Source organism: Stenotrophomonas chelatiphaga (assembly GCF_032054965.1).
GTDB classification, from domain to species: domain Bacteria; phylum Pseudomonadota; class Gammaproteobacteria; order Xanthomonadales; family Xanthomonadaceae; genus Stenotrophomonas; species Stenotrophomonas chelatiphaga.
Genome location: NZ_DAMBRS010000001.1, coordinates 323,606 through 340,840 on the forward strand (window position 1 = coordinate 323,606; position 17,235 = coordinate 340,840).

Annotated in this window: 24 protein-coding genes and 2 tRNA genes; 16 read left to right on the forward strand and 10 right to left on the reverse strand. The window is 63.4% G+C overall.

Annotated features, from left to right (window positions below):
* Window positions 1-50: 50 nt before the first annotated feature.
* The gene (gene serS, locus RTX79_RS01645; RefSeq protein WP_312681309.1) at window positions 51-1,331 is read left to right on the forward strand and encodes a serine--tRNA ligase; all 1,281 of its coding nucleotides are present in this window, start codon (window positions 51-53) and stop codon (window positions 1,329-1,331) included.
* Window positions 1,332-1,655: 324 nt separating this feature from the next.
* Here serS and RTX79_RS01650 read toward each other — a convergent pair whose 3' ends face one another.
* Complete coding sequence (locus RTX79_RS01650) at window positions 1,656-2,234, reverse strand: FMN-dependent NADH-azoreductase (RefSeq protein ID WP_312681310.1); 579 nt, start codon at window positions 2,232-2,234, stop codon at window positions 1,656-1,658.
* Window positions 2,235-2,358: 124 nt separating this feature from the next.
* On the opposite strand from RTX79_RS01650, the gene RTX79_RS01655 reads away from it, so the two are divergent.
* A complete protein-coding gene (locus RTX79_RS01655) occupies window positions 2,359-3,351 on the forward strand; it encodes a LysR substrate-binding domain-containing protein (RefSeq protein ID WP_042612553.1) in 993 nt (330 codons plus the stop codon).
* A gap of 150 nt (window positions 3,352-3,501) precedes the next feature.
* Window positions 3,502-3,591, forward strand: a tRNA-Ser gene (locus RTX79_RS01660).
* A gap of 421 nt (window positions 3,592-4,012) precedes the next feature.
* Here the strand turns inward: RTX79_RS01660 and RTX79_RS01665 are convergent.
* Window positions 4,013-4,339 carry a hypothetical protein gene (locus RTX79_RS01665; RefSeq protein ID WP_312681311.1) on the reverse strand — a complete coding sequence of 109 codons (327 nt, stop codon included), beginning with the start codon at window positions 4,337-4,339 and terminating at the stop codon, window positions 4,013-4,015.
* 316 nt (window positions 4,340-4,655) lie between these two features.
* Here RTX79_RS01665 and RTX79_RS01670 point away from each other — a divergent pair, with 316 nt between their 5' ends.
* Window positions 4,656-5,390, forward strand: coding sequence for a hypothetical protein (locus RTX79_RS01670; protein ID WP_312681312.1), 735 nt, complete (start codon window positions 4,656-4,658; stop codon window positions 5,388-5,390).
* Between the two features lie 187 nt (window positions 5,391-5,577).
* Here the strand turns inward: RTX79_RS01670 and RTX79_RS01675 are convergent, their stop codons facing one another.
* Window positions 5,578-5,853, reverse strand: coding sequence for a hypothetical protein (locus tag RTX79_RS01675; protein WP_312681313.1), 276 nt, complete (start codon window positions 5,851-5,853; stop codon window positions 5,578-5,580).
* A 57-nt stretch (window positions 5,854-5,910) separates the two neighbouring features.
* Window positions 5,911-6,075 carry a hypothetical protein gene (locus RTX79_RS01680; protein ID WP_312681315.1) on the reverse strand — a complete coding sequence of 55 codons (165 nt, stop codon included), beginning with the start codon at window positions 6,073-6,075 and terminating at the stop codon, window positions 5,911-5,913.
* A gap of 163 nt (window positions 6,076-6,238) precedes the next feature.
* Between RTX79_RS01680 and RTX79_RS01685 the strand changes: the two genes are divergently transcribed.
* On the forward strand, window positions 6,239-6,712 hold the full coding sequence (locus RTX79_RS01685) for a hypothetical protein (protein WP_312681316.1): 474 nt from the start codon (window positions 6,239-6,241) through the stop codon (window positions 6,710-6,712).
* A 23-nt stretch (window positions 6,713-6,735) separates the two neighbouring features.
* Here the strand turns inward: RTX79_RS01685 and RTX79_RS01690 are convergent, their stop codons facing one another.
* Window positions 6,736-7,020, reverse strand: coding sequence for a hypothetical protein (locus RTX79_RS01690; RefSeq protein WP_312681318.1), 285 nt, complete (start codon window positions 7,018-7,020; stop codon window positions 6,736-6,738).
* 131 nt (window positions 7,021-7,151) lie between these two features.
* Here RTX79_RS01690 and RTX79_RS01695 point away from each other — a divergent pair, with 131 nt between their 5' ends.
* Both RTX79_RS01695 and RTX79_RS01700 read left to right on the forward strand, forming a co-directional pair.
* Window positions 7,152-7,649, forward strand: a complete 498-nt coding sequence (locus tag RTX79_RS01695) for a phosphoadenosine phosphosulfate reductase family protein (protein WP_312681320.1) — start codon at window positions 7,152-7,154, stop codon at window positions 7,647-7,649.
* 123 nt (window positions 7,650-7,772) lie between these two features.
* Window positions 7,773-8,027 carry a hypothetical protein gene (locus tag RTX79_RS01700; RefSeq protein WP_312681322.1) on the forward strand — a complete coding sequence of 85 codons (255 nt, stop codon included), beginning with the start codon at window positions 7,773-7,775 and terminating at the stop codon, window positions 8,025-8,027.
* On the opposite strand, the gene RTX79_RS01705 is transcribed toward RTX79_RS01700, so the two are convergent.
* Entirely contained in the window at window positions 7,994-8,680 is a 687-nt protein-coding gene (locus tag RTX79_RS01705) for a hypothetical protein (RefSeq protein ID WP_312681324.1), read from the reverse strand. The genes RTX79_RS01700 and RTX79_RS01705 overlap by 34 nt on opposite strands.
* Window positions 8,681-8,745: 65 nt before the next feature.
* On the opposite strand from RTX79_RS01705, the gene RTX79_RS01710 reads away from it, so the two are divergent.
* From RTX79_RS01710 to RTX79_RS01730, 5 genes are all read left to right on the forward strand, one after another.
* Window positions 8,746-9,048, forward strand: a complete 303-nt coding sequence (locus RTX79_RS01710) for a hypothetical protein (RefSeq protein WP_312681326.1) — start codon at window positions 8,746-8,748, stop codon at window positions 9,046-9,048.
* On the forward strand, window positions 9,045-9,191 hold the full coding sequence (locus tag RTX79_RS01715) for a hypothetical protein (protein ID WP_312681328.1): 147 nt from the start codon (window positions 9,045-9,047) through the stop codon (window positions 9,189-9,191). Before RTX79_RS01710 ends, RTX79_RS01715 begins: the two co-directional genes overlap by 4 nt.
* Window positions 9,192-9,233: 42 nt before the next feature.
* Entirely contained in the window at window positions 9,234-9,485 is a 252-nt protein-coding gene (locus RTX79_RS01720; RefSeq protein ID WP_345784476.1) for a hypothetical protein, read from the forward strand.
* Window positions 9,482-9,646: a hypothetical protein gene (locus tag RTX79_RS01725; RefSeq protein WP_312681332.1), complete on the forward strand. Its 165-nt coding sequence runs from the start codon at window positions 9,482-9,484 to the stop codon at window positions 9,644-9,646. Before RTX79_RS01720 ends, RTX79_RS01725 begins: the two co-directional genes overlap by 4 nt.
* Before the next feature lie 211 nt (window positions 9,647-9,857).
* Complete coding sequence (locus RTX79_RS01730; protein WP_312681334.1) at window positions 9,858-10,439, forward strand: hypothetical protein; 582 nt, start codon at window positions 9,858-9,860, stop codon at window positions 10,437-10,439.
* Between the two features lie 85 nt (window positions 10,440-10,524).
* Here the strand turns inward: RTX79_RS01730 and RTX79_RS01735 are convergent, their stop codons facing one another.
* Window positions 10,525-11,064, reverse strand: a complete 540-nt coding sequence (locus RTX79_RS01735) for a hypothetical protein (protein WP_312681336.1) — start codon at window positions 11,062-11,064, stop codon at window positions 10,525-10,527.
* 73 nt (window positions 11,065-11,137) lie between these two features.
* Between RTX79_RS01735 and RTX79_RS01740 the strand changes: the two genes are divergently transcribed.
* Window positions 11,138-11,211 (forward strand) — tRNA-Gly (locus RTX79_RS01740).
* Between the two features lie 217 nt (window positions 11,212-11,428).
* On the opposite strand, the gene RTX79_RS01745 is transcribed toward RTX79_RS01740, so the two are convergent.
* Window positions 11,429-11,713 carry a hypothetical protein gene (locus RTX79_RS01745; protein WP_312681338.1) on the reverse strand — a complete coding sequence of 95 codons (285 nt, stop codon included), beginning with the start codon at window positions 11,711-11,713 and terminating at the stop codon, window positions 11,429-11,431.
* A 1,371-nt stretch (window positions 11,714-13,084) separates the two neighbouring features.
* Between RTX79_RS01745 and RTX79_RS01750 the strand changes: the two genes are divergently transcribed.
* Window positions 13,085-13,402: a hypothetical protein gene (locus RTX79_RS01750; protein WP_312681339.1), complete on the forward strand. Its 318-nt coding sequence runs from the start codon at window positions 13,085-13,087 to the stop codon at window positions 13,400-13,402.
* A gap of 118 nt (window positions 13,403-13,520) precedes the next feature.
* Window positions 13,521-14,381 carry an excinuclease Cho gene (gene cho, locus RTX79_RS01755; RefSeq protein ID WP_312681340.1) on the forward strand — a complete coding sequence of 287 codons (861 nt, stop codon included), beginning with the start codon at window positions 13,521-13,523 and terminating at the stop codon, window positions 14,379-14,381.
* Between the two features lie 42 nt (window positions 14,382-14,423).
* Here the strand turns inward: cho and RTX79_RS01760 are convergent, their stop codons facing one another.
* The gene (locus tag RTX79_RS01760; protein ID WP_312681342.1) at window positions 14,424-15,434 is read right to left on the reverse strand and encodes an AraC family transcriptional regulator; all 1,011 of its coding nucleotides are present in this window, start codon (window positions 15,432-15,434) and stop codon (window positions 14,424-14,426) included.
* 58 nt (window positions 15,435-15,492) lie between these two features.
* Here RTX79_RS01760 and RTX79_RS01765 point away from each other — a divergent pair, with 58 nt between their 5' ends.
* Window positions 15,493-16,737 carry an MFS transporter gene (locus RTX79_RS01765; protein WP_312681343.1) on the forward strand — a complete coding sequence of 415 codons (1,245 nt, stop codon included), beginning with the start codon at window positions 15,493-15,495 and terminating at the stop codon, window positions 16,735-16,737.
* A gap of 22 nt (window positions 16,738-16,759) precedes the next feature.
* Here RTX79_RS01765 and RTX79_RS01770 read toward each other — a convergent pair whose 3' ends face one another.
* Window positions 16,760-17,089 (reverse strand): hypothetical protein, encoded by a 330-nt coding sequence (locus RTX79_RS01770; protein WP_312681345.1) that lies wholly within the window; start codon window positions 17,087-17,089, stop codon window positions 16,760-16,762.
* Window positions 17,090-17,235 lie beyond the last annotated feature (146 nt).

A 17,235-nucleotide genomic window follows, 5' to 3' on the forward strand; every position in this document is an offset into this window, starting at 1 on the left:
GCATAACAGGCGATAATCTGGTTCCTGAACCACAACCACCGACAGCCGCCATGCTCGATCCAGCCCTGCTCCGCAACCAGCCCGCCGACCTTGCCGAACGCCTGCGCTCCAGTCGCGGCTTCGAGCTGGACGTGTCCGCGCTGGAGTCGCTGGAAGCAGACCGCAAGCGCATCCAGGTGCGCACCCAGGAACTGCAGAGCCTGCGCAACAGCCGCTCCAAGGCGATCGGCCAGGCCAAGGCCAAGGGCGAAGACGTGGCCGCGATCATGGCCGAAGTGGCCGCCTTCGCCGACGAACTGAAGGCATCGGAAGTCACCCTGGACGAACTGCGCGAGAAGATCGACGCGGTCGCGATGATGATCCCGAACCTTCCGGCAGAGGACGTGCCGGCCGGCGCTGACGAAAGTGAGAACGTCGAGCAGTCGCGCTGGGGCACCCCGCGCCAGTTCGATTTCAAGGTGCTCGACCACGTAGAACTGGGCGCCCGCAACAAGTGGCTGGACGGTGAGACCGCGGCCAAGCTGTCCGGCTCGCGCTTCACCGTGCTGCGCGGCCCGATCGCGCGCCTGCACCGCGCCCTGGCCCAGTTCATGCTCGACCTGCACAGCGGCGAGCACGACTACCAGGAAACCAACGTGCCGGTGATCGTCAACGCCGACAGCCTGTACGGCACCGGCCAGCTGCCGAAGTTCGAAGAGGACATGTTCATTACCCACCTGGGTGAGCAGAAGCGTTACCTGATCTCGACCTCGGAAATCTCGCTGACGAACATCGTGCGCGATGAAATCGTCGATGCCGAGCGCCTGCCGCTGCGCATGACCGCCCACTCGCTGTGCTTCCGTTCCGAAGCCGGCAGCGGTGGCCGCGACGTGCGCGGCATGATCCGCCAGCACCAGTTCGAGAAAGTTGAACTGGTCACCGCCTGCCGCCCGGAAGACAGCGATGCCGAGCACCAGCGCATGACCCGCTGCGCCGAAGTGGTGCTGGAAAAGCTGGGCCTGCCGTACCGCAAGGTGCTGCTGTGCACCGGCGACATGGGCTTCTCCGCAGTGAAGACCTACGACCTGGAAGTGTGGCTGCCCTCGCAGGACACCTATCGCGAGATCAGCTCGTGTTCCAACACCGGTGACTTCCAGGCCCGCCGCATGCAGGCCCGCTGGCGCAACCCCACCACCGGCAAGCCCGAGCTGCTGCACACCCTCAACGGCTCCGGCGTGGCGGTCGGCCGCGCGATGATCGCAGTGATGGAGAACTACCAGAACGAAGACGGCAGCATCACCGTGCCGGACGTCCTGCGCCCGTACATGGGCGGCATCGAAACCATCGGCTGAAACACCGGTAGTGACGGCCGCTGGCCGTCAGCTCTTGCGTGGGTAGTGACGGCCGCTGGCCGTCAGCTCGTACCTTGGTGGGCGACGACCACACCCCGGTGGGCAACGACCACACCCGGTGGGTGACGACTGTCAGTCGTCACGCCTCTGCCCCTGCCGCCTCGCTCGCCGAGCACGGCTCGGCGCTACCCACCCATTCGCAGGACAAAAAAAACGGCCCCGCAAAAGCAGGGCCGCCGGTCGGGCTGGAATAGGGGAGGGGGTCTTCCAGCCCACGGCTACCGGCCGACGACGAGCCGCCAGCAACCGTCTTGAACGCTTTACTCAGGCCTCGGCAAATTCCGCTTCCGGCAGGCTCGCCAGCGCGGCCGCAATGGCCTCTTCGCGGTGCTTCGGCGAATACGCGATGCCTTCGGCACGCACGAACTCCACCTCGGTGATGCCCATGAAGGCGAACACCTGGCGCAGGAACGGCTCCTGGAAGTCTGCCGGCGAATCGGTATAGATGCCGCCGCGGCTGCTGGCGATGATCACCCGCTTGCCACCGGCCAGGCCCACCGGGCCCGCTTCGGTGTACTTGAAGGTCTTGCCGGCCACGGCCACGCGGTCGATCCAGGCCTTCAGCGTGGACGGAATGCTGAAGTTGTACATCGGCGCACCGATGACCACGACATCCGCCGCCAGGAACTGCGCCATGACGTTTTCAGCATCCGCGACCTCGGCCGCATCCGCGCCGGCCAGCGAGCTGCCGCGCAGGTGGGGGATCGGGTTGGCATCCAGATCACGGTAGGACACGTCGAGGGAGTCGACCGACTCCTTGAAACGGGCGACCACGGCCGCCGACAGCTGGCGGGAGACCGAGTTGTCGCCGAGCGCGCTGGCGTCGATGTGAAGAAGCTTCATGGCAGTCACCTGATGTTTGTGGGGGTGGGCAGCCGTGCTGCCGACGGGACAAACGATAGGTTGTTGCCAATCTGGGATAAAGATGGTTGAATGCCACGTATTGTTCTAGATATGGAACTGCAGCATGCAAGACCTCAACGATCTCTACTACTTCGCCATGGTCGTGGACCACGGCGGTTTTGCCGCAGCCGAACGCGCGCTGGGCATCCCCAAGTCCCGCCTGAGCCGCCGCATCAGCCAGCTGGAGACCGATCTTGGCGTCCGCCTGCTGCAGCGCTCCACGCGCCGTTTCGCAGTCACCGACGTCGGTACCAGCGTACACCGACACGCGCAGACCATGTTGGCCGAAGCCCAGGCTGCCCGCGAAGTGGTAGACCGCCTCAGCGCCGAACCGCGCGGGCTGGTGCGTGCCAGCGTGCCGGTATCGCTGGCGCAGATGCAGCTGCCCAAACTGCTGCCGAAGTTCCTGGAGCAGTACCCCAAGGTGCGGCTGCAGCTGAACATCAGCAACCGCCGCGTGGACATCATCAACGAAGGCTACGACGTCGCCCTGCGCGTGCGTTCGCGGCTGGATGACGATGGCAGCCTGGTGATGCGCAGCTTCGGCCAAGTGCAGGAACTGCTGGTGGCCAGCCCGAAGTACCTGGACCGCGCCGGTCGCCCCAAGGACCCGGACGAACTGACCAACCATGTCACCCTGAGCATCAGCGAAGACGAAGCCCGCCAGCGCTGGGAACTGCACGGCCCCGAAGGCGCGGTGCGCCGCGTGGACCTGCAGCCGCGCGTGGCCGGCTTTGATTTCCCGCTGCTGCAGAGCATGGTCAAGGATGGCTTCGGCATCACCATGCTGCCGGAAACCGTCTGCGCCGATGCCGTACGCAAGGGCGAACTGGAAGTGGTGCTGCCGGACTGGTCGCTGCCGCAGGGCATCTGCCACGCCGTGTTCGCCTCGCGCCGTGGCCTGCTGCCGGCCGTACGGGTGTTCATCGACTTCCTGGCCGAGCACCTGCCGCCGCAGCTGGAGGCCTCGCGCCTGGATTGCGGTGGCGCCTGCGAACGGGCGAAAGAGAAGATCAAGGCGACAGCCTTGGGCGCGTTGGCCGTAGACGCCGGCTGACCTGCACGCCGGCCGCCCTGGTAGCGCCGAGCCACGCTCGGCGTAACCCTTCACCGCCCGGTGTGCTGGCAGGCGCAGGACCATGGGCAAACGCCCCCGACGCATGCGAGAATACGCCTCCCCGGACCGCCTCCGGGACTGCAGCACATCGGAGAGATGGCCGAGCGGTTTAAGGCACCGGTCTTGAAAACCGGCGAAGGGTCAAACCTTCCGTGGGTTCGAATCCCACTCTCTCCGCCAGATACACAAGACGCCCCGAAAGGGGCGTTTTGCGTATCTGGCGGAGAGAGTGGGGTGGCAGAAGCTGCGTGGGTTCGACGGATTCGCCTGGAGCGAATCCGGACAGCCGAATGGCTGGCCCTGGAGCGAAGCGGAAGGGTGAGGTGCATGGATGCACCTCACAATCCCACTCGGAGTAACTCTCCACGGAAATGCCTTTATGTTTTTGTATGCAGTGAGCAGAAGGCGAAGTTGGCTGCGGCAAATAGGCATGATCCTGGCCACCTGTTCTCTCTCACCGCGCACCATGGCGATCAGCGCCAGGCCGCGCGCTTCCCACAGCCGCACGACGCCTTTCCGTGCGCGCGTCAGGTCCACCCCGGAGCGCCGGGCCAGCTCATGGCCCACTGCACGATGGTTGGGCGCTTCTTCCTTCAGCAGGTCAGCCACCTGCCATCTCCACGCGCTTGAACTCGATTACCCAGACCCACGGGTTGCTATCCCAAGACGGCTCGCCGTAGGCCTGCGCCCACCGCTGGTGGAAAGCCCACTCAGGGTGGTCGCATGGTTCAGGCGGCCAGCTGCCGTCATCCGTCTGCGTCAGGCCTTCAGCGATGGCATCGGCCTCACTGATCGCCTGCAGCCGCTCCACGCGCACGCCGGTGATTTCCAGTACAAGGCGGCATGCCCAGCGCGGCATGTGGATGTTGGGGGGCCGAATTTCCTTCCACTCGGCCCGGTCCTCGGTGGCCCGATACAGCGGCAGCATGTGCTTTTCCAGCACGCTCCACCGTCCGAGCGTGCGCGGCGCCCACGTCTCCCGCACCCACAGCCTGTCGCCCAGAAGGGGCAGCTGTGCAGATGCACGGCCGTGGAAGTAGTGACGCGGAGCCGGCCATCCTCAGTAACGCTAGGCCGGTACTGATCTGGGCCATCAAGAAAGCTTGTCTCGAACGGCTGCAGCTTGATCGCCCGCCGGGTCTGCGTCTTCGCCCCTGACAGGATGGCGCGCACCATGGCGCCGATGAACAGGATGGGACGCTCTTTCGAAGTCATGTCAGAATCGGCTCCGACAGGGAGGGGTGATGAAAGATTTTCTGTACTGGACGTTTGTCCGTTGCTGGCCGCTGGGCGATAAGTGCGAGGTGAACTGGGACGCTTGGGCAGCGCTGGGAACACTGCTCGCAGTCTTCGTCGCGCTCCAGATTGCAAATAAAGACAAGGTTCGTCGTTGGGCAGAGACTGATGCACGCGCGGGCGTCGCCTACGCGAAACTGCTGGTTCCGATCCAAGAGTGGACCCACAACATCAACCCCTACTCGCAGATGCTGCAGATCGATGCCGCGGCGTGCTTGAGCGACGATGCGACGGCTTACTCCACGAAGATTCCGACCCAAGTCCTGGAAGCAGCGGGTGACATGAGGGACCTTGGACCTGCAGCGGAACCCCTTCTCGATGCGATCTTCCGAATGCAAGAGGCAGACGCTTTGAAGGCGGACGTCGACAAGATTTTGGGCCAGCCCGAGCTTGCCGAAACGATCTGGGGAATTGAGGTCATGGATCGGTTCGCTTGGTCCTTCGTCTCGGCCTGCCGGGCGGCGCGGACTGCTCGCGGCCTCATGCAAACCCGACTCAATCGCGTGAACTCCAAGACTTATTGGAAAACTAGGTACATCGATACTGTGATTGCGAGCATGGAAAGACGAGGCATGCTGGCGCCGGCGGGTAGGAGGCGGTGGTGGGCACCCATGTGGCTCATTTCCCGCCTTTCGACATGGGATGCTTGGCGACGAGAGGTCAAGGCCTTCCGTGGGCATTAGTGCTGCTTGTCTTGCGCGACGAGCCCCGTTTACGGCCAGTCCGGTGTCACCCACTTTGTCGCGCAGATAGCGGCTCGCGCGGTGGAGCTGGCCGGCGATCACGGCGCGGTTGCCATGGGCAAAGACGGTTTGAAAGTTAATATGCAGCGCACTATGGCGGCCACAGCGATACAGTTCGCGGTACGGCTCAGCCATTGCTCGCCGCCTTGCCGCTGTCGATCAGGTCGCGAGCCGCCCGGAGGTCAATGTCTCTGGCCTCCATCACGTCGACCGGATCGCAGGTGCCGCCAAGGTCGAGGATGCGATCCCGGCCAGATTCCAGCAGGCGTACGTAGGCTCGATACAGAGCTTCGTAGTCGGCCAGATCCACGATCTGCGCGGGCAGGGTGTCGATAGCCGCTTCCATCACGTCGATGCACTGACCAGCTGACCAGCGGTCCACCGAGCTCGAAAAGGAAGCCATGGCCAGGAACTTCCAAATGTTTCGTCGTGCCAACTGCGTGCCCGCCGCTGCCACTGGCTATAACGGTCCCGACAGGCTCGCGTACGTCCTTGCTTCTTGCGCCTGCTTCAGGCCTTCGCTGCCGCTGCCGCCGCCGGCGAAAAGGTCCACCACGATCTCGCCGGGGCACAGGCGCGAGCGCTGCGGCGCCGGGAAGTTGAAGGAGCAGGAAGCATCAGCCATGAGAGCAGTCCTTGTATTGGGTGTCGGGGCGCAGCCTGGTGCGCCGGTTACGCGGTGGCGTGACGGTGAAGAGGCTGGCATGCACCGCTCCGTGTGCGACCCGCGAGGCTGGGGTGAGGCGGCAGTGTTAAGCTCGAATGAAACAGACAAGGAGATACAGCTGATGAACAATCCGCAGGAGCTGGATCGGGACACTTTTCTTGTAGAAGTAAAGGGCGTCGTCGCTACCGTTCACTTGCACCGCTCTGCGGCCGGCTGGAGCGTCCACGTGATGACCGCCCAAGATCCAGACGGAAATACAATTCAGTTTGGACATGGCGCAGGCCAGTTCGCGACTGTCGACGAGGCACGCAATGTTGGGACCAACATCGCTAGACAGAGAATCGAAGAGGCTCGCGTCCGCGGCGCAGGCGGGCTCGGGTTCACAGTTCGCGCCGCTGCGATTGAGAGAGCGGCGGATCTGGGTAACTTCGACGCCGTGCTCGAGGTGCTCGATGGTGCGGACCAGGTCACTGACCGGCACTTCATCAAGATTATCAACAACCACTGCCAGAGCGCCGAGCAGGCGCGAGAGACAGCCCGGCGCTCCCTCGACCGAGTTGATGGTGTGAGTGACACAGGCAAGTTGATTTTCTAATCTGGCGTATAGCTGATCGGCCGTCATGGCTGGCTTCCCTTCTCGTGGTCTTTGATCCGGTCGATGAGGTAGGTGGCTTTGCACTGCGCGGCCAGCGCCTTAAGTCGCTCGGCGCGGATGTAGTGTTCGTGCCGATCCTTGCGAACCGGCTGGGTGAACTCGATGTCGGTCAGAGCGGTGGCTGCGGAGACGCGGTAGAGGGTGGCCAGTCGCGCGGGGTCGTGCTCGAAGATGTGGAGCTGCTGCGGCTTCTTCAGGGTGCTTGGCTTACGCCGCCTGCGCGTGTTCTTCGATCTTCGTGAACCCATTTTCTCGACCTGTGCATCAGCGAGGGGAGGTTCCCATCCCGCATGGCGCAGTTCTGCACTGAGGAGCTGAAGACCCTGCCTATCCCGCTGTAGGTGCTTGGACCCATGCTGAAGGCTGGCCCGGTGTTGCAGTGCTGGGCATCCGCGCGGATGAGTCGGCAAACCGCGCCAAGCAGCCTCGCTTCAACCGGCACGAGTCGGGGTCGATGGTCTGGCGCCCCAGCTTCGACTGGTCAGTGGAGCAGGTCTGGGCCCCGCATCGGAAGCACGGCATCGAGCCGAACCCGTTCTATTCCTTGGGCATGGGCCGATTCGGCTGCATGCCTTGCATCAACTGTCGCAAGAGCGAGCTGCGGAACATCGCGGACCTGTTCCCTGACCACATCGAGCGGATCCGCCAGTGGGAAGAGATCGTCGCCTCTGCTAACAAGTGCCGCAGCGCTACCTTCTTCCCGGCCGTTACCGACCCCACCGATATCGACCGGCCAGGCAGCTACTCCCGCATCGACACGTTGGTCGAATGGAGCCATAACGCCCGAAGGGTCAGGCAGTTCGATCTTTACTTCCATGTTCAAGCCGGTGGCGGCTGCACGTCTGATCTTGCCCTTTGCGAAAGAATGGCGGCATGACTGGCTTGACCCCGAAGGACTGGCAGGAGCGCGGCGAGAGTATGATGACGCCCAAGCAGCGGCGATCTGGCCGCTGGCCTGTCATGGCACGGCCAGCGCCTGACGAAGGACGACTGGCGCCACATGGTGGCCGGCACGACGCTGCGTTGGCGCCTGATGCCGGCCATCCACCGGGGGCAGGGTGCATCTGGTCACATCATGGTGGGCGGATCCAGCCTCAAGCTGACGAAGTTGCTGGCCTGCGACGCCATAACCGTGCTGGTTCACATCGGCGACCACCCGGAAGAGCAAGGGTTGCACGCACTGCAGGTGCGATGGTCGGACTCAGTCTTGCTGGGGCTGGGTCATAACCCCCACGACTTTGCCGCGGCGGCGTGACCATCGTCCTCCCTAAACAGTGCGTCGACGCCCTGCTGCATGAGGGTGGTCGCCTTAAGGGCCGACTTCAGCGCCTCGTGAAGATTTGGTGGTTCGTCGATCTCAACTACTTCAACATTATCGTAATTGTCGTAGTAAATCTGACCGTTGTGACCGTAGTAGAAGTCCCAATCGTGAAGGATGCTTGCGAGCTTGTTAGTGGCGAATATTGCTGTTTGGGTATGGGCGCCGAGGTCGCCGAGATGTTCGAAGTCCTTGTACTTTTCGGCCCATTCAGCGGGGATGCTGAGCTGATTTGCAATTTCCTCCAGTTCTTCGGACGAATCGGATTTGTCGAGAGCGGAAGCTGCACGCGTGACCATGAAGCGCAGTGCGTTCGTAATATCCATAAGCGCTAGAGCATGACCCCTAGCTCTAAGCAGACGCTCTTTCTGCTTCTGACGCTCGTCTTGCCTCCACAGCCAAGTCGGGATGGCGGCTGCGACAATGATTGCGATGATGCTGCCTATAGCCTGTATCCACGTGGCCCAGAGAGCAGACGTAGTTGGATTGAAAGGTATGCAAGGCAGGCCAATGGAAGCTCCCAAACAAAAGCCCACCATGCCCATTGCGGCGAGGGATGCAACTCGCATCCAACTGATTTTCTTGACCATGCCCGGTCCATATTTACGGATAAGTGCATGGTAAGGCTGAACACGCGCGCGAGGCAGGCCTTTTAATGCACAGCAACTACCGCGATCGCGCCCTGCTGGATGCCATGTACCAGGTCGAGTGCACACTGCAGATCGAGAACTGCTGCGAAGGCGGCTTCGGCGAGCCTGCTCACAGCAACCAGAGCCGGCACGGCAAGGGCGGCGCGCTCAAGGCGCACGATTGCTTCGTGGCGGCGAGCTGCAGCCACCGCGAGGTGGACCAAGGCCGGCGTTTCACCCGCGAGGAGAAGGCCGAGATCTGGCAGCGCGGGCACGAGCGCACCATGCTGGCCCTGTGGCAGATGGGCGCGATCCAGGTGGTCGCATGAGCATCCGGATCGTCGTGTATGGTTCGCCGGCGCCACAGGGCAGCAAGTCGTTCAAGGGATTGGCCAAGAGTGGCAGGGCGATCCTCGTTGAGTCTTCGAAGAAGGTCTGCCCGTGGCGGCAGGATGTGAAGCTGGCTGCCTAGCAGCTGTGCGCCGAGCTGGGCCTGGCGGTCCTCGATGAGCCGCTGCTGGTGCGCATGACCTTTACCTTGCGCAAGCCGCTGAGTGCGCCGAAGCGGCGCGTAGTGTTCCCGAGCAAGCTGCCGGATCTCTCGAAGCTGGTCCGGTCAACCGAGGATGCCCTGACTGACGCCGGCATCTGGCGCGACGACGCACGGGTAATCGAATGCACCTCGGCGAAGCGCTGCCCCGGCGAGGGCGTGGACGCCCACGATGCGCCGGGTTGCGTGATCGAGCTAGAGCGGCGGCTGCCATGACCACACCCCGCTACAGCGAGGAGATCGGATGGCCTCGGCAGTCCGTTCGGGTAGCCCTGCTGATCGCCTGCCGGGTCGCTGACAAGTACGGGCGCCGGCTCCCCACCGTCGAGGAGCTGATGGGCGACTTCCGCATGCGCCGAGCCATCGCATATCTCTGACGCGCCACTCTCGCGGAGGCGCGCGGCATTTCTACCACCAGCAGTACCCCCAGGAGAGATCACCCATGGTTGACCGCCGCGAGATGCAGGTCCGCGTGAACCCGCAGACCCTGCGCTTCGACGTGGGGCGGGGCGGAGGCGCGCCCAGCCTGACGACGTCCGATATCGCTGCCGCGCTTGGCATGGTGCCGGCAAGCTTGGGCGGCGAGGGATGGAAGCGGTTTACCTGCCCGACGGAGCCCTGCGGCATCGGCCGAAGCTCGCCGAGGCGGTGCTGGCCATCGTCCGGCCCGAGTTCACCCGTCGCGCGCGAGCGCTGGCCGACGCGGAGGCCGAGCTGGAGTTCATGCAGGCCATCGTGTCGCTGGGGCGGCGCGGGATGTCGGATGCGCAGCGCCGCGCACTGCAGCAGCGCAAGGCGGCCGTTGAGCGGGCGCGCGCCGCCGCGTGGCCGTGTAACACCTACCAGCACCTCAGCCGAATGGTCGACGCCGTGGTGCAGGAGCTGGCCAGCGGCAACCGGTGCGAAGAGTGTCCCGGCGCTGGCATCATCGACGGCAATGGCTGCACGGTCTACAGGTGTACAGGGATTGAGCCCTTGCCGGACATGCGCCGCGCCGCAGCCGTGGGCTGCCATCGATCAGGCTATCCGAAGAGATGGAAGCCGGTGTTTGAATGGCTGCTTGCGGGGTTGAATCAAGCTGGTGAGGTTGCTGCGCGGAAGTTCTCCCACGCATTGAGCAACGGCGATGGGCTGCAACAGGCACGCGCCGCATGGGGTTTGAAAATGTAGAGTTGATGACTCTACATTTTGACCTGCAGAATCCACATCATCGCGAGACTTGGCCGCCGGCCAAACTAGGGCCAGCCGGCTGAAGTCACAGGGTCGCCCATAGCTGCAAGACGTACCAAGTCAAGAGCCATAGCGCTGATGCGAGGCCGAGAGCAACGCATGGGATCAAGAAGACAAGCCAAAGACGATTCATTCGCCTGTCGTGGACTGCAGCGTCTGCTTGGAATTTCTTGATGCCCTCCGGAGTAGGACTCTGGGCCAAAGCGCGGGAGAATCGATACATTGCGATCGAGGACCAGGTCGATTTCGTAATCTCCCAAGTTATGAATAGCACCAGCGATAGCAGGAACAGAGAGCCAATCCAGGCGTGGTACGGCTGCGGAACAGTAGTCGTTGCCTTCGTCCAAAAGGCGAGAAAGCCCGCATAGCCTGCGGCAATGATGATCTTCGTGTAAGACTCGCTTGCTGATTGCGCTTTGTCGAGCGCCTTCTGATGGGCTTCGACAAGCTGTTTAGCCTCTTGAGCTTCACGGTACGCGTCGAGCGATCCCACACGGTCATGCAGGCGCTCATTTTGGTCGTTCAGGCGTTTCATCGCCTGTAACAGGCTGGGATCAAGAGACATCTCGGGCTCCGGTCGAGGCGGCAGGCCTCGCAGCAAGATTATGCCAACACGCTAATCGTCAAACATCATTCAAGCGGGACTGGCCGAGTGGCTAAGGCATCAGCCTCCCAAGCTGACCACGTGGGTTCGCTTCCATGGCCCGCTCCATCTACGCCCGCTTTCCCCAACCGGCCGGCGGCTCAAGGAGCTGTGGGGCCCGACCCCCGCCCAGAGCCGATACGAAGCCCGCAACTTCTTGGGCAACACGCACTCTGGCGACGGCTTCCGCTTCCGGGGCGGCATCTCTCTAGCCATCCTGGCTTCCCCTGTTGCTGCAGTGGATCCAAGACCGCGTCGTGTTACGGGGCTGGGCGAGGCAGCTAGATCAGACCTCTGCGTCGTGATGGGGTGTCGGTCTGCGGATACTGAGCGACTGCAGTGTTACTCCTTCCCGCAGTGCGGAAAGGAATGGTCCGGTTTCGTTACTGTGCGTAGCGAATAGATCAGGTAACACGCCCTCCCAAACGCTGGCCAGCGCTGCAGGGGCGGGATGGGATTCAATGATGGCATGTAGGCCGCCCTCCAGTGCTTTGATGTAGCCACGCGCTGTCTGCAGCTCGTGTTCGCACGCTTCCAGACGCTGGAGGATCTCGGACGCGAACTGGTCCATGGGTCGGCTCGCTGTAGTGGGATGGCCATTCTAAGGCGGGAGTCAGCTGGCGTTGCCTACGTATCGGCCCGTGCGACGCCGCAGCCGGAAAATGGGCCCCATGACGGGAGAGCACGCGGGAAAGGCGCGCTGGGCGCGCGGCAAGGCCGAGGACCTGCACGGGCAGGCTCGGGAACTGGAGCAGGACCGAACCGGCGACTGTCAGGCTATGGTTCGACGGCGGGGGGCGGGGTCGGAAATAAGCTGTTCACTTCCCGACACTCGAGCGTGGGCTATGGGTTCTTTTAGCCAACGCAGCTGCATTGCCAAAGCCCTTTCAGCCGGCGCTTTGTTGTGGGGATTGGCCGCCTGCGCCGAGCCGCCGATAGCCCATCAGGAGAAAGCCATGCGGGAAGCAACCACCGCTGACCTTCAGCGCGAGCAGGACCGTGCCGCAGCCGTCTCTGACGCTGCACTTCCTTCCGGTTCGTCGCCGATGATGACGTGGGACAGTTACCCTGCACTGCAGCCAAGGGCCGAGCACACCTCCGACCAGCTGCTCAAACAGATCGAAGTGCTCGCTCAATCGCTTCATTCCCAAGCAGACTCCGATCCCGCCAGCGTAGAGCGGGTGTTGGGAGTCGCTCTAATCGATGGCCGCCAGGCGGTCTCAGGAACCGGCGCAGCAAAGCTTGCAGCAAGCCGAGGCGCTCCAGCAATCTCAGTCCCGCCAACACGCGCTTGAGCAGACGCAACAGCAAATCCTGCAGCAGGAGCAGGCCCCGAAGATGTCAATGGCTGGGCCATTGCGAAGCGTGCGGTCTGGAACTCAGTTCCGAGACTGATACTCCCTGATCATCTCGGCAGTGACATCTTCCGGATAGCAAACGGGGGAGTACCCGCCGCCGCGACTATACGAGCTTCGTTTCCCACACCGACTACCATTGGCGGCGGTATTGAAGGGGCAGGGGCAGTTGCCGGGCGTGGATGCTATGGATTGCTGGATCAAGGCTTCCCTGATCTGAGCGTCTGTGGGCGGCGCGCCCGACGGCTTGGCCATTGCCGCGGGAGCGAAGGCGAGCGCAGCGATCAGCAGTCTGGTACTAAGGTTCATTGGTTGGGTCCTTCCAAGCGCACCTGATTTTTGCCGAGGAGGTCCTGCAAAAGCTGTGCCATTTGATGTTGTCGGTAGGCAGCCGAGCATCCGTTGCGAATCACTTTGGGCGCACTTCCGCAGAACGCCGCTCCTGAATCGTTGAGACGCCACATGCCCGACGCGGGGGAGGGCAATGGTCCTCGACAAGGCCAATCCCCAGCTTTCAAATACCGCGCCTTCCCCGCACTCGTGGCAAGCTCAAATCCGCACGCTCATCTCCCCAACAGGCGCCCCAAATGGAAACCTTGATGACCCCGGACGGCCGCTACCTCATCGTCCGAGGGCGCCTATGGCGAGCCACCAATCCTCACCTGGATGAGCAACGCAGAGACGAGCTTGTCCACGCGTTAATGGATGCGCGTAGGGCCGTCAAAGCAGCCAAGGCCTCATCAGATGAGAGGGCCCTGGCCGCTGCACGGCAGGCAGTAAACACCGCCAAGGTAGGACTGGGCGAACGAGGCCCGGTGTGGTGGACGGACGGCTCCCCCGACCTCAACCGGCGTATGGTCAGCAACACACCCTACGCGGACTGGTTCAACAGCCTCAGCGCATGACCGACAACAATGCGGCAGGCGTCGCGCCGACGCGTCCACGGTCACCACCCAGGCACGCCATTTCCCCGCACATGCCGATACAGCTGGGAGTTTGAATGCCGCTGGTAACCTTGAGCTCATGCCTTCATCTGCCGCTCAAGCACGTCGATCAAGCCACGCATCTGAGTACCAGTATCCCGAGCACCTGCGGGAGGTAGCCGCAGCGTTACCCCGCCTGCCGGGGGTGTATACATTTCACGGCGTCGAAGGCGGCTTGCCTCTGTATATCGGCAAGAGCATCAATGTTCGTACCCGTGTGATGGATCACCTGCGCACGCGTGAAGAAGCCTCGCTGCTGCGGCAAAGCCGAAGCATCAGCTGCGTGCGAACGGCAGGCGACCTGGGCGCTCGGCTTCTGGAGGCGCAGCTGGTCAAGCGCCAGATGCCGCTCTACAACCGGCTGCTGCGCAAACTCCCTCGGCAGTTCAGCCTGCGGCTGTATCGCGGCGAGGTTTCGGTGGTCAACTCCGCCGACTATGAGCTCGCCAGCGCTCCGATGCTCTACGGACTGTATTCCAGCGAACGATCCGCGTTGGAATCACTGCGACGCGTCGCCGATGATCAGGCGTTGTGCTACTCACTGCTGGGCCTGGAGCGCCTGCCCAAAGGGCGTCCGTGTTTCCGTTCCATGCTGCGCCAATGCCTCGGCGCCTGCTGCGGAAAGGAGAGCGCTGCTGAGCATGAGCTGCGCCTGCGTGCCGCACTTGCGCATCTGGAAGTCACCGCGTGGCCTTACGGAGGACGCATCGCTATCGAAGAGGTCGGCGAAGACATGACCCAGTTTCATGTTGTCGACAACTGGGCCTACCACGGCAGTGCGCCGACACTGGCCAAAGCGCGGCGTATCAAGGCAGATTCCGAGCAGTTCGACCGCGATTCGTACAAGATTCTCCGTTATGCGCTGGACCGTGGCACCGCGGTTGTCCATCTGCTTTCCTGAAGCTTTCCGCCCGCGCCCCAACGCCGGACGCCGCGGCTCCTTCTAAAGGGCCGCCAACCCACGCCCTCGCCGCGTCGCGCCAGGCGAATGCCCCATCACGCGCTTGTAGGCACGACTGAAAGCCGCCTGCGACGCGTAACCGAGACGCTCCGCCACCACTTCGATGGGCAGGCTTTGCTGGGTCAGCCATTGACTTGCCAACTGCATGCGCAGCTCAGTCACGTAACGCAGCGGCGCGGTACCAATGACGGCCTGGAAACGGTCTGCAAACACAGACCGTGAAATGTTCGATTCTGCGGCCAGCGCTTCGACGGTCCAGTCGCGTCCGGGGTCGTGGTGCAGGGCTAGCAACGCCAGCGATAGCCGAGGGTCGCGCATCGCCATGACCAATCCAGATGCGCCTTCGCACCCACGCTCCACCCAGTCACGCACGATCATCGCCGCCACTGCATCCGCCAGACGGGCGAGTATTCCAGCAAAGCCAATACGTCCGGAGCAGACCTCGCGCTTCATCGCATCGATCATCGGCAACAGCCCGGGAAACTGAGCGGCATTGCCATCGGCCAGCATCACGCTTGGCATCAACTTGCTCAGCCCTTGCATGCCGCCGAGATCGAACGCCATGCATCCGTGGAAGAGCACGGCGCTTGGCACGGCATGCGTACTCGGGCACGTGTCGATCCCGCTCACCGCATCACCCAGCGGGGCGGCGTCCAGCGTCTCCAGATATTGGACGGACTGGTCCTCTCCCGACAACAGCGAGTGGCCGTCTCCGCGGGGAACAAGCACAACATCGCCGGCCGACAAAAGATGCTGGCTGCCGTCCGCACTACGAAGCAACGCATTGCCCACCGCCACGTAGTGGAAGTAGGCGTGCCCGGGCTTCGGGGGAAATCCCAGCCCGAAGCTTGGCCCGGTCTGGATGCGCCGGTAATGGACACCCTGTATCCGCATGCCGGTCAGCAGCTGGCTGATCAGGTCGTTGGAGTGGGGCGCAGCGTCGTTCATGGGGCGGCCAGGGGTTTCGATCAAAAATTCAGGTCGGACGATCATAGATCATCCTGATCTCGCTCCCTAGACTCTCGGCTGCACGATTGCACTGGGATCTTTGATGCGTAATGACGTAGTTGATGCCGCAGGCGCGCCTGACGCTGTGGAATGGAATGCCGAGGCGCCGTCTTCATCGGCATGGGTGGCCGTTTTCTCGCTGGCCATGGGGGTCTTTGGGCTGCTCACGGCCGAGTATCTGCCTGCCAGCCTGTTGACGCCGATGGCGGCGGATCTGGGCGTGTCCGAGGCCTTGGCAGGTCAGGCGGTGACGGTCACTGCCGTGGTGGCGCTGTTTGCTGGCCTGCTGGTGCCCCGGCTGACCCGTTCCATCGACCGACGCGTGGTGCTGTTGAGTTTCACGCTGCTGATGATCCTCTCCAACGCCTTGGTGGCGCTGTCTTCCAGCATGGGCGTCCTGCTGGTGATGCGCGTCCTTCTGGGCGTCGCGCTGGGCGGTTTCTGGAGCATGGCAGCGGCTGTGGCCATGCGGTTGGTGCCGCCACAGCGTGTGCCGCGCGCGCTCTCGATCATCTTCAGCGGGATTGCGGTCGGCACGGTGGTATCCGTTCCTTTGGGCAGCTACCTGGGTGGACTGTGGGGCTGGCGCAGCGCGTTCTGGGCGGCGACGGCGGTAGGTGGGCTCACCTTTGCATTCCAGTGGTTCACGCTGCCCCGGATGGCCCCGCGCAGGTCGGCAGTTCCAGAGTCGGTGGTGGGGCTTCTGCGCCGGCCCGGCATCGCGGTCGGCATGCTCGGCTGCGTTCTGGCGCACACCGGTCAGTACGCGCTGTTTACCTATATCCGCCCCACGTTGGAAAGCCTGGGGCAGATGAGCGCCGATGGCCTGGCGCTGATTCTGCTCGGGTTCGGTGTGGCGAACTTTGTCGGCACGCTCCTGGCCGGCTGGCTCATGGAGCGCAGTCTTAAAGTCACGCTGGTGGTCATGCCGGCCTTGGTTGGCCTAGCGGCGCTGGGCATGCTTCTGCTGCCGGTGGGCGTTGGCGGGCTGTCGATCCTTGTCGCGCTCTGGGGCCTGGCCTTCGGTGGCGTGCCCGTCGCCTGGTCGAGCTGGGTCGCGCGTGCGGTGCCCGACCAGGCCGAGAGTGCCGGCGGGATGGTCGTCGCCGCGGTGCAGTCTTCCATCGCGGCGGGTGCGGCGCTGGGCGGCCTGGTGTTCGGGTTGGGCGGCATCGTAGCCGTGCTCAGCGTTGCTGCGACGGTGATGCTCCTCGCCAGCCTGCTCATCGCGTTGCGGGTCAGGGTGGGGTCGCGGCCGCTCTCAGCAGGTCCGATGCTCCACCTCTAGCCAATAGCCGGCAATCCGGGCGTTAGACACTGGCCGATTGAAGGCGGCGACGCAGCGCACCTGCCGCCGCCGCGATCGCCATGGCAGGCACCGCCAGCACCAGGGCGTATACCAGTCCGGCCAGCAACAACGGGCCAACGCCCGACATCACCGCCACCACCGGCACCTGCAGCAGCATGAGCAACAGTCCCCACAGCCATGCGTGACGGGGAAAACAGGCACCCAGGACCGCCGCAATGACCAGTGCGATGGGATAGACGACCGTCCAGAACGCGGGCGCGTCCCAGGGCTCGCCGCCCGGCGTCCGCCAGGCCACCAGCACCCAGAACACCACGCCGACTTTCAGCGTCACCGCACTTGCTGCAAGCAAATTACCCGTCATCCGCGTCGTTGGTCTCCGCACGAACGCGCAGCATGCCACTGGCGCCGTGGACGGGGTATGACCAGCACGGGCAGCAGGATTCTGGGAGAAGCAGCGCCGCCAGCACATATCGATGC

Coding starts and splice junctions, on each gene's coding strand:
- RTX79_RS01650 (WP_312681310.1), bottom strand. CDS start 2,234: ATGAAGCTTCTTCACATCGACGCCAGCGCGCTCGGCGACAACTCGGTC.
- RTX79_RS01700 (WP_312681322.1), top strand. CDS start 7,773: ATGGTGGCCGGCACGACGCTGCGTTGGCGCCTGATGCCGGCCATCCAC.
- RTX79_RS01765 (WP_312681343.1), top strand. CDS start 15,493: ATGCGTAATGACGTAGTTGATGCCGCAGGCGCGCCTGACGCTGTGGAA.
- RTX79_RS01655 (WP_042612553.1), top strand. CDS start 2,359: ATGCAAGACCTCAACGATCTCTACTACTTCGCCATGGTCGTGGACCAC.
- RTX79_RS01705 (WP_312681324.1), bottom strand. CDS start 8,680: ATGGTCAAGAAAATCAGTTGGATGCGAGTTGCATCCCTCGCCGCAATG.
- RTX79_RS01730 (WP_312681334.1), top strand. CDS start 9,858: ATGGAAGCGGTTTACCTGCCCGACGGAGCCCTGCGGCATCGGCCGAAG.
- RTX79_RS01675 (WP_312681313.1), bottom strand. CDS start 5,853: ATGGCTTCCTTTTCGAGCTCGGTGGACCGCTGGTCAGCTGGTCAGTGC.
- RTX79_RS01750 (WP_312681339.1), top strand. CDS start 13,085: ATGGAAACCTTGATGACCCCGGACGGCCGCTACCTCATCGTCCGAGGG.
- RTX79_RS01665 (WP_312681311.1), bottom strand. CDS start 4,339: ATGCTGCCGCTGTATCGGGCCACCGAGGACCGGGCCGAGTGGAAGGAA.
- RTX79_RS01745 (WP_312681338.1), bottom strand. CDS start 11,713: ATGGACCAGTTCGCGTCCGAGATCCTCCAGCGTCTGGAAGCGTGCGAA.
- RTX79_RS01690 (WP_312681318.1), bottom strand. CDS start 7,020: ATGGGTTCACGAAGATCGAAGAACACGCGCAGGCGGCGTAAGCCAAGC.
- RTX79_RS01725 (WP_312681332.1), top strand. CDS start 9,482: ATGACCACACCCCGCTACAGCGAGGAGATCGGATGGCCTCGGCAGTCC.
- RTX79_RS01735 (WP_312681336.1), bottom strand. CDS start 11,064: ATGTCTCTTGATCCCAGCCTGTTACAGGCGATGAAACGCCTGAACGAC.
- RTX79_RS01715 (WP_312681328.1), top strand. CDS start 9,045: ATGAGCATCCGGATCGTCGTGTATGGTTCGCCGGCGCCACAGGGCAGC.
- RTX79_RS01670 (WP_312681312.1), top strand. CDS start 4,656: ATGAAAGATTTTCTGTACTGGACGTTTGTCCGTTGCTGGCCGCTGGGC.
- RTX79_RS01685 (WP_312681316.1), top strand. CDS start 6,239: ATGAACAATCCGCAGGAGCTGGATCGGGACACTTTTCTTGTAGAAGTA.
- cho (WP_312681340.1), top strand. CDS start 13,521: ATGCCTTCATCTGCCGCTCAAGCACGTCGATCAAGCCACGCATCTGAG.
- RTX79_RS01760 (WP_312681342.1), bottom strand. CDS start 15,434: ATGATCGTCCGACCTGAATTTTTGATCGAAACCCCTGGCCGCCCCATG.
- RTX79_RS01710 (WP_312681326.1), top strand. CDS start 8,746: ATGCACAGCAACTACCGCGATCGCGCCCTGCTGGATGCCATGTACCAG.
- RTX79_RS01680 (WP_312681315.1), bottom strand. CDS start 6,075: ATGGCTGATGCTTCCTGCTCCTTCAACTTCCCGGCGCCGCAGCGCTCG.
- serS (WP_312681309.1), top strand. CDS start 51: ATGCTCGATCCAGCCCTGCTCCGCAACCAGCCCGCCGACCTTGCCGAA.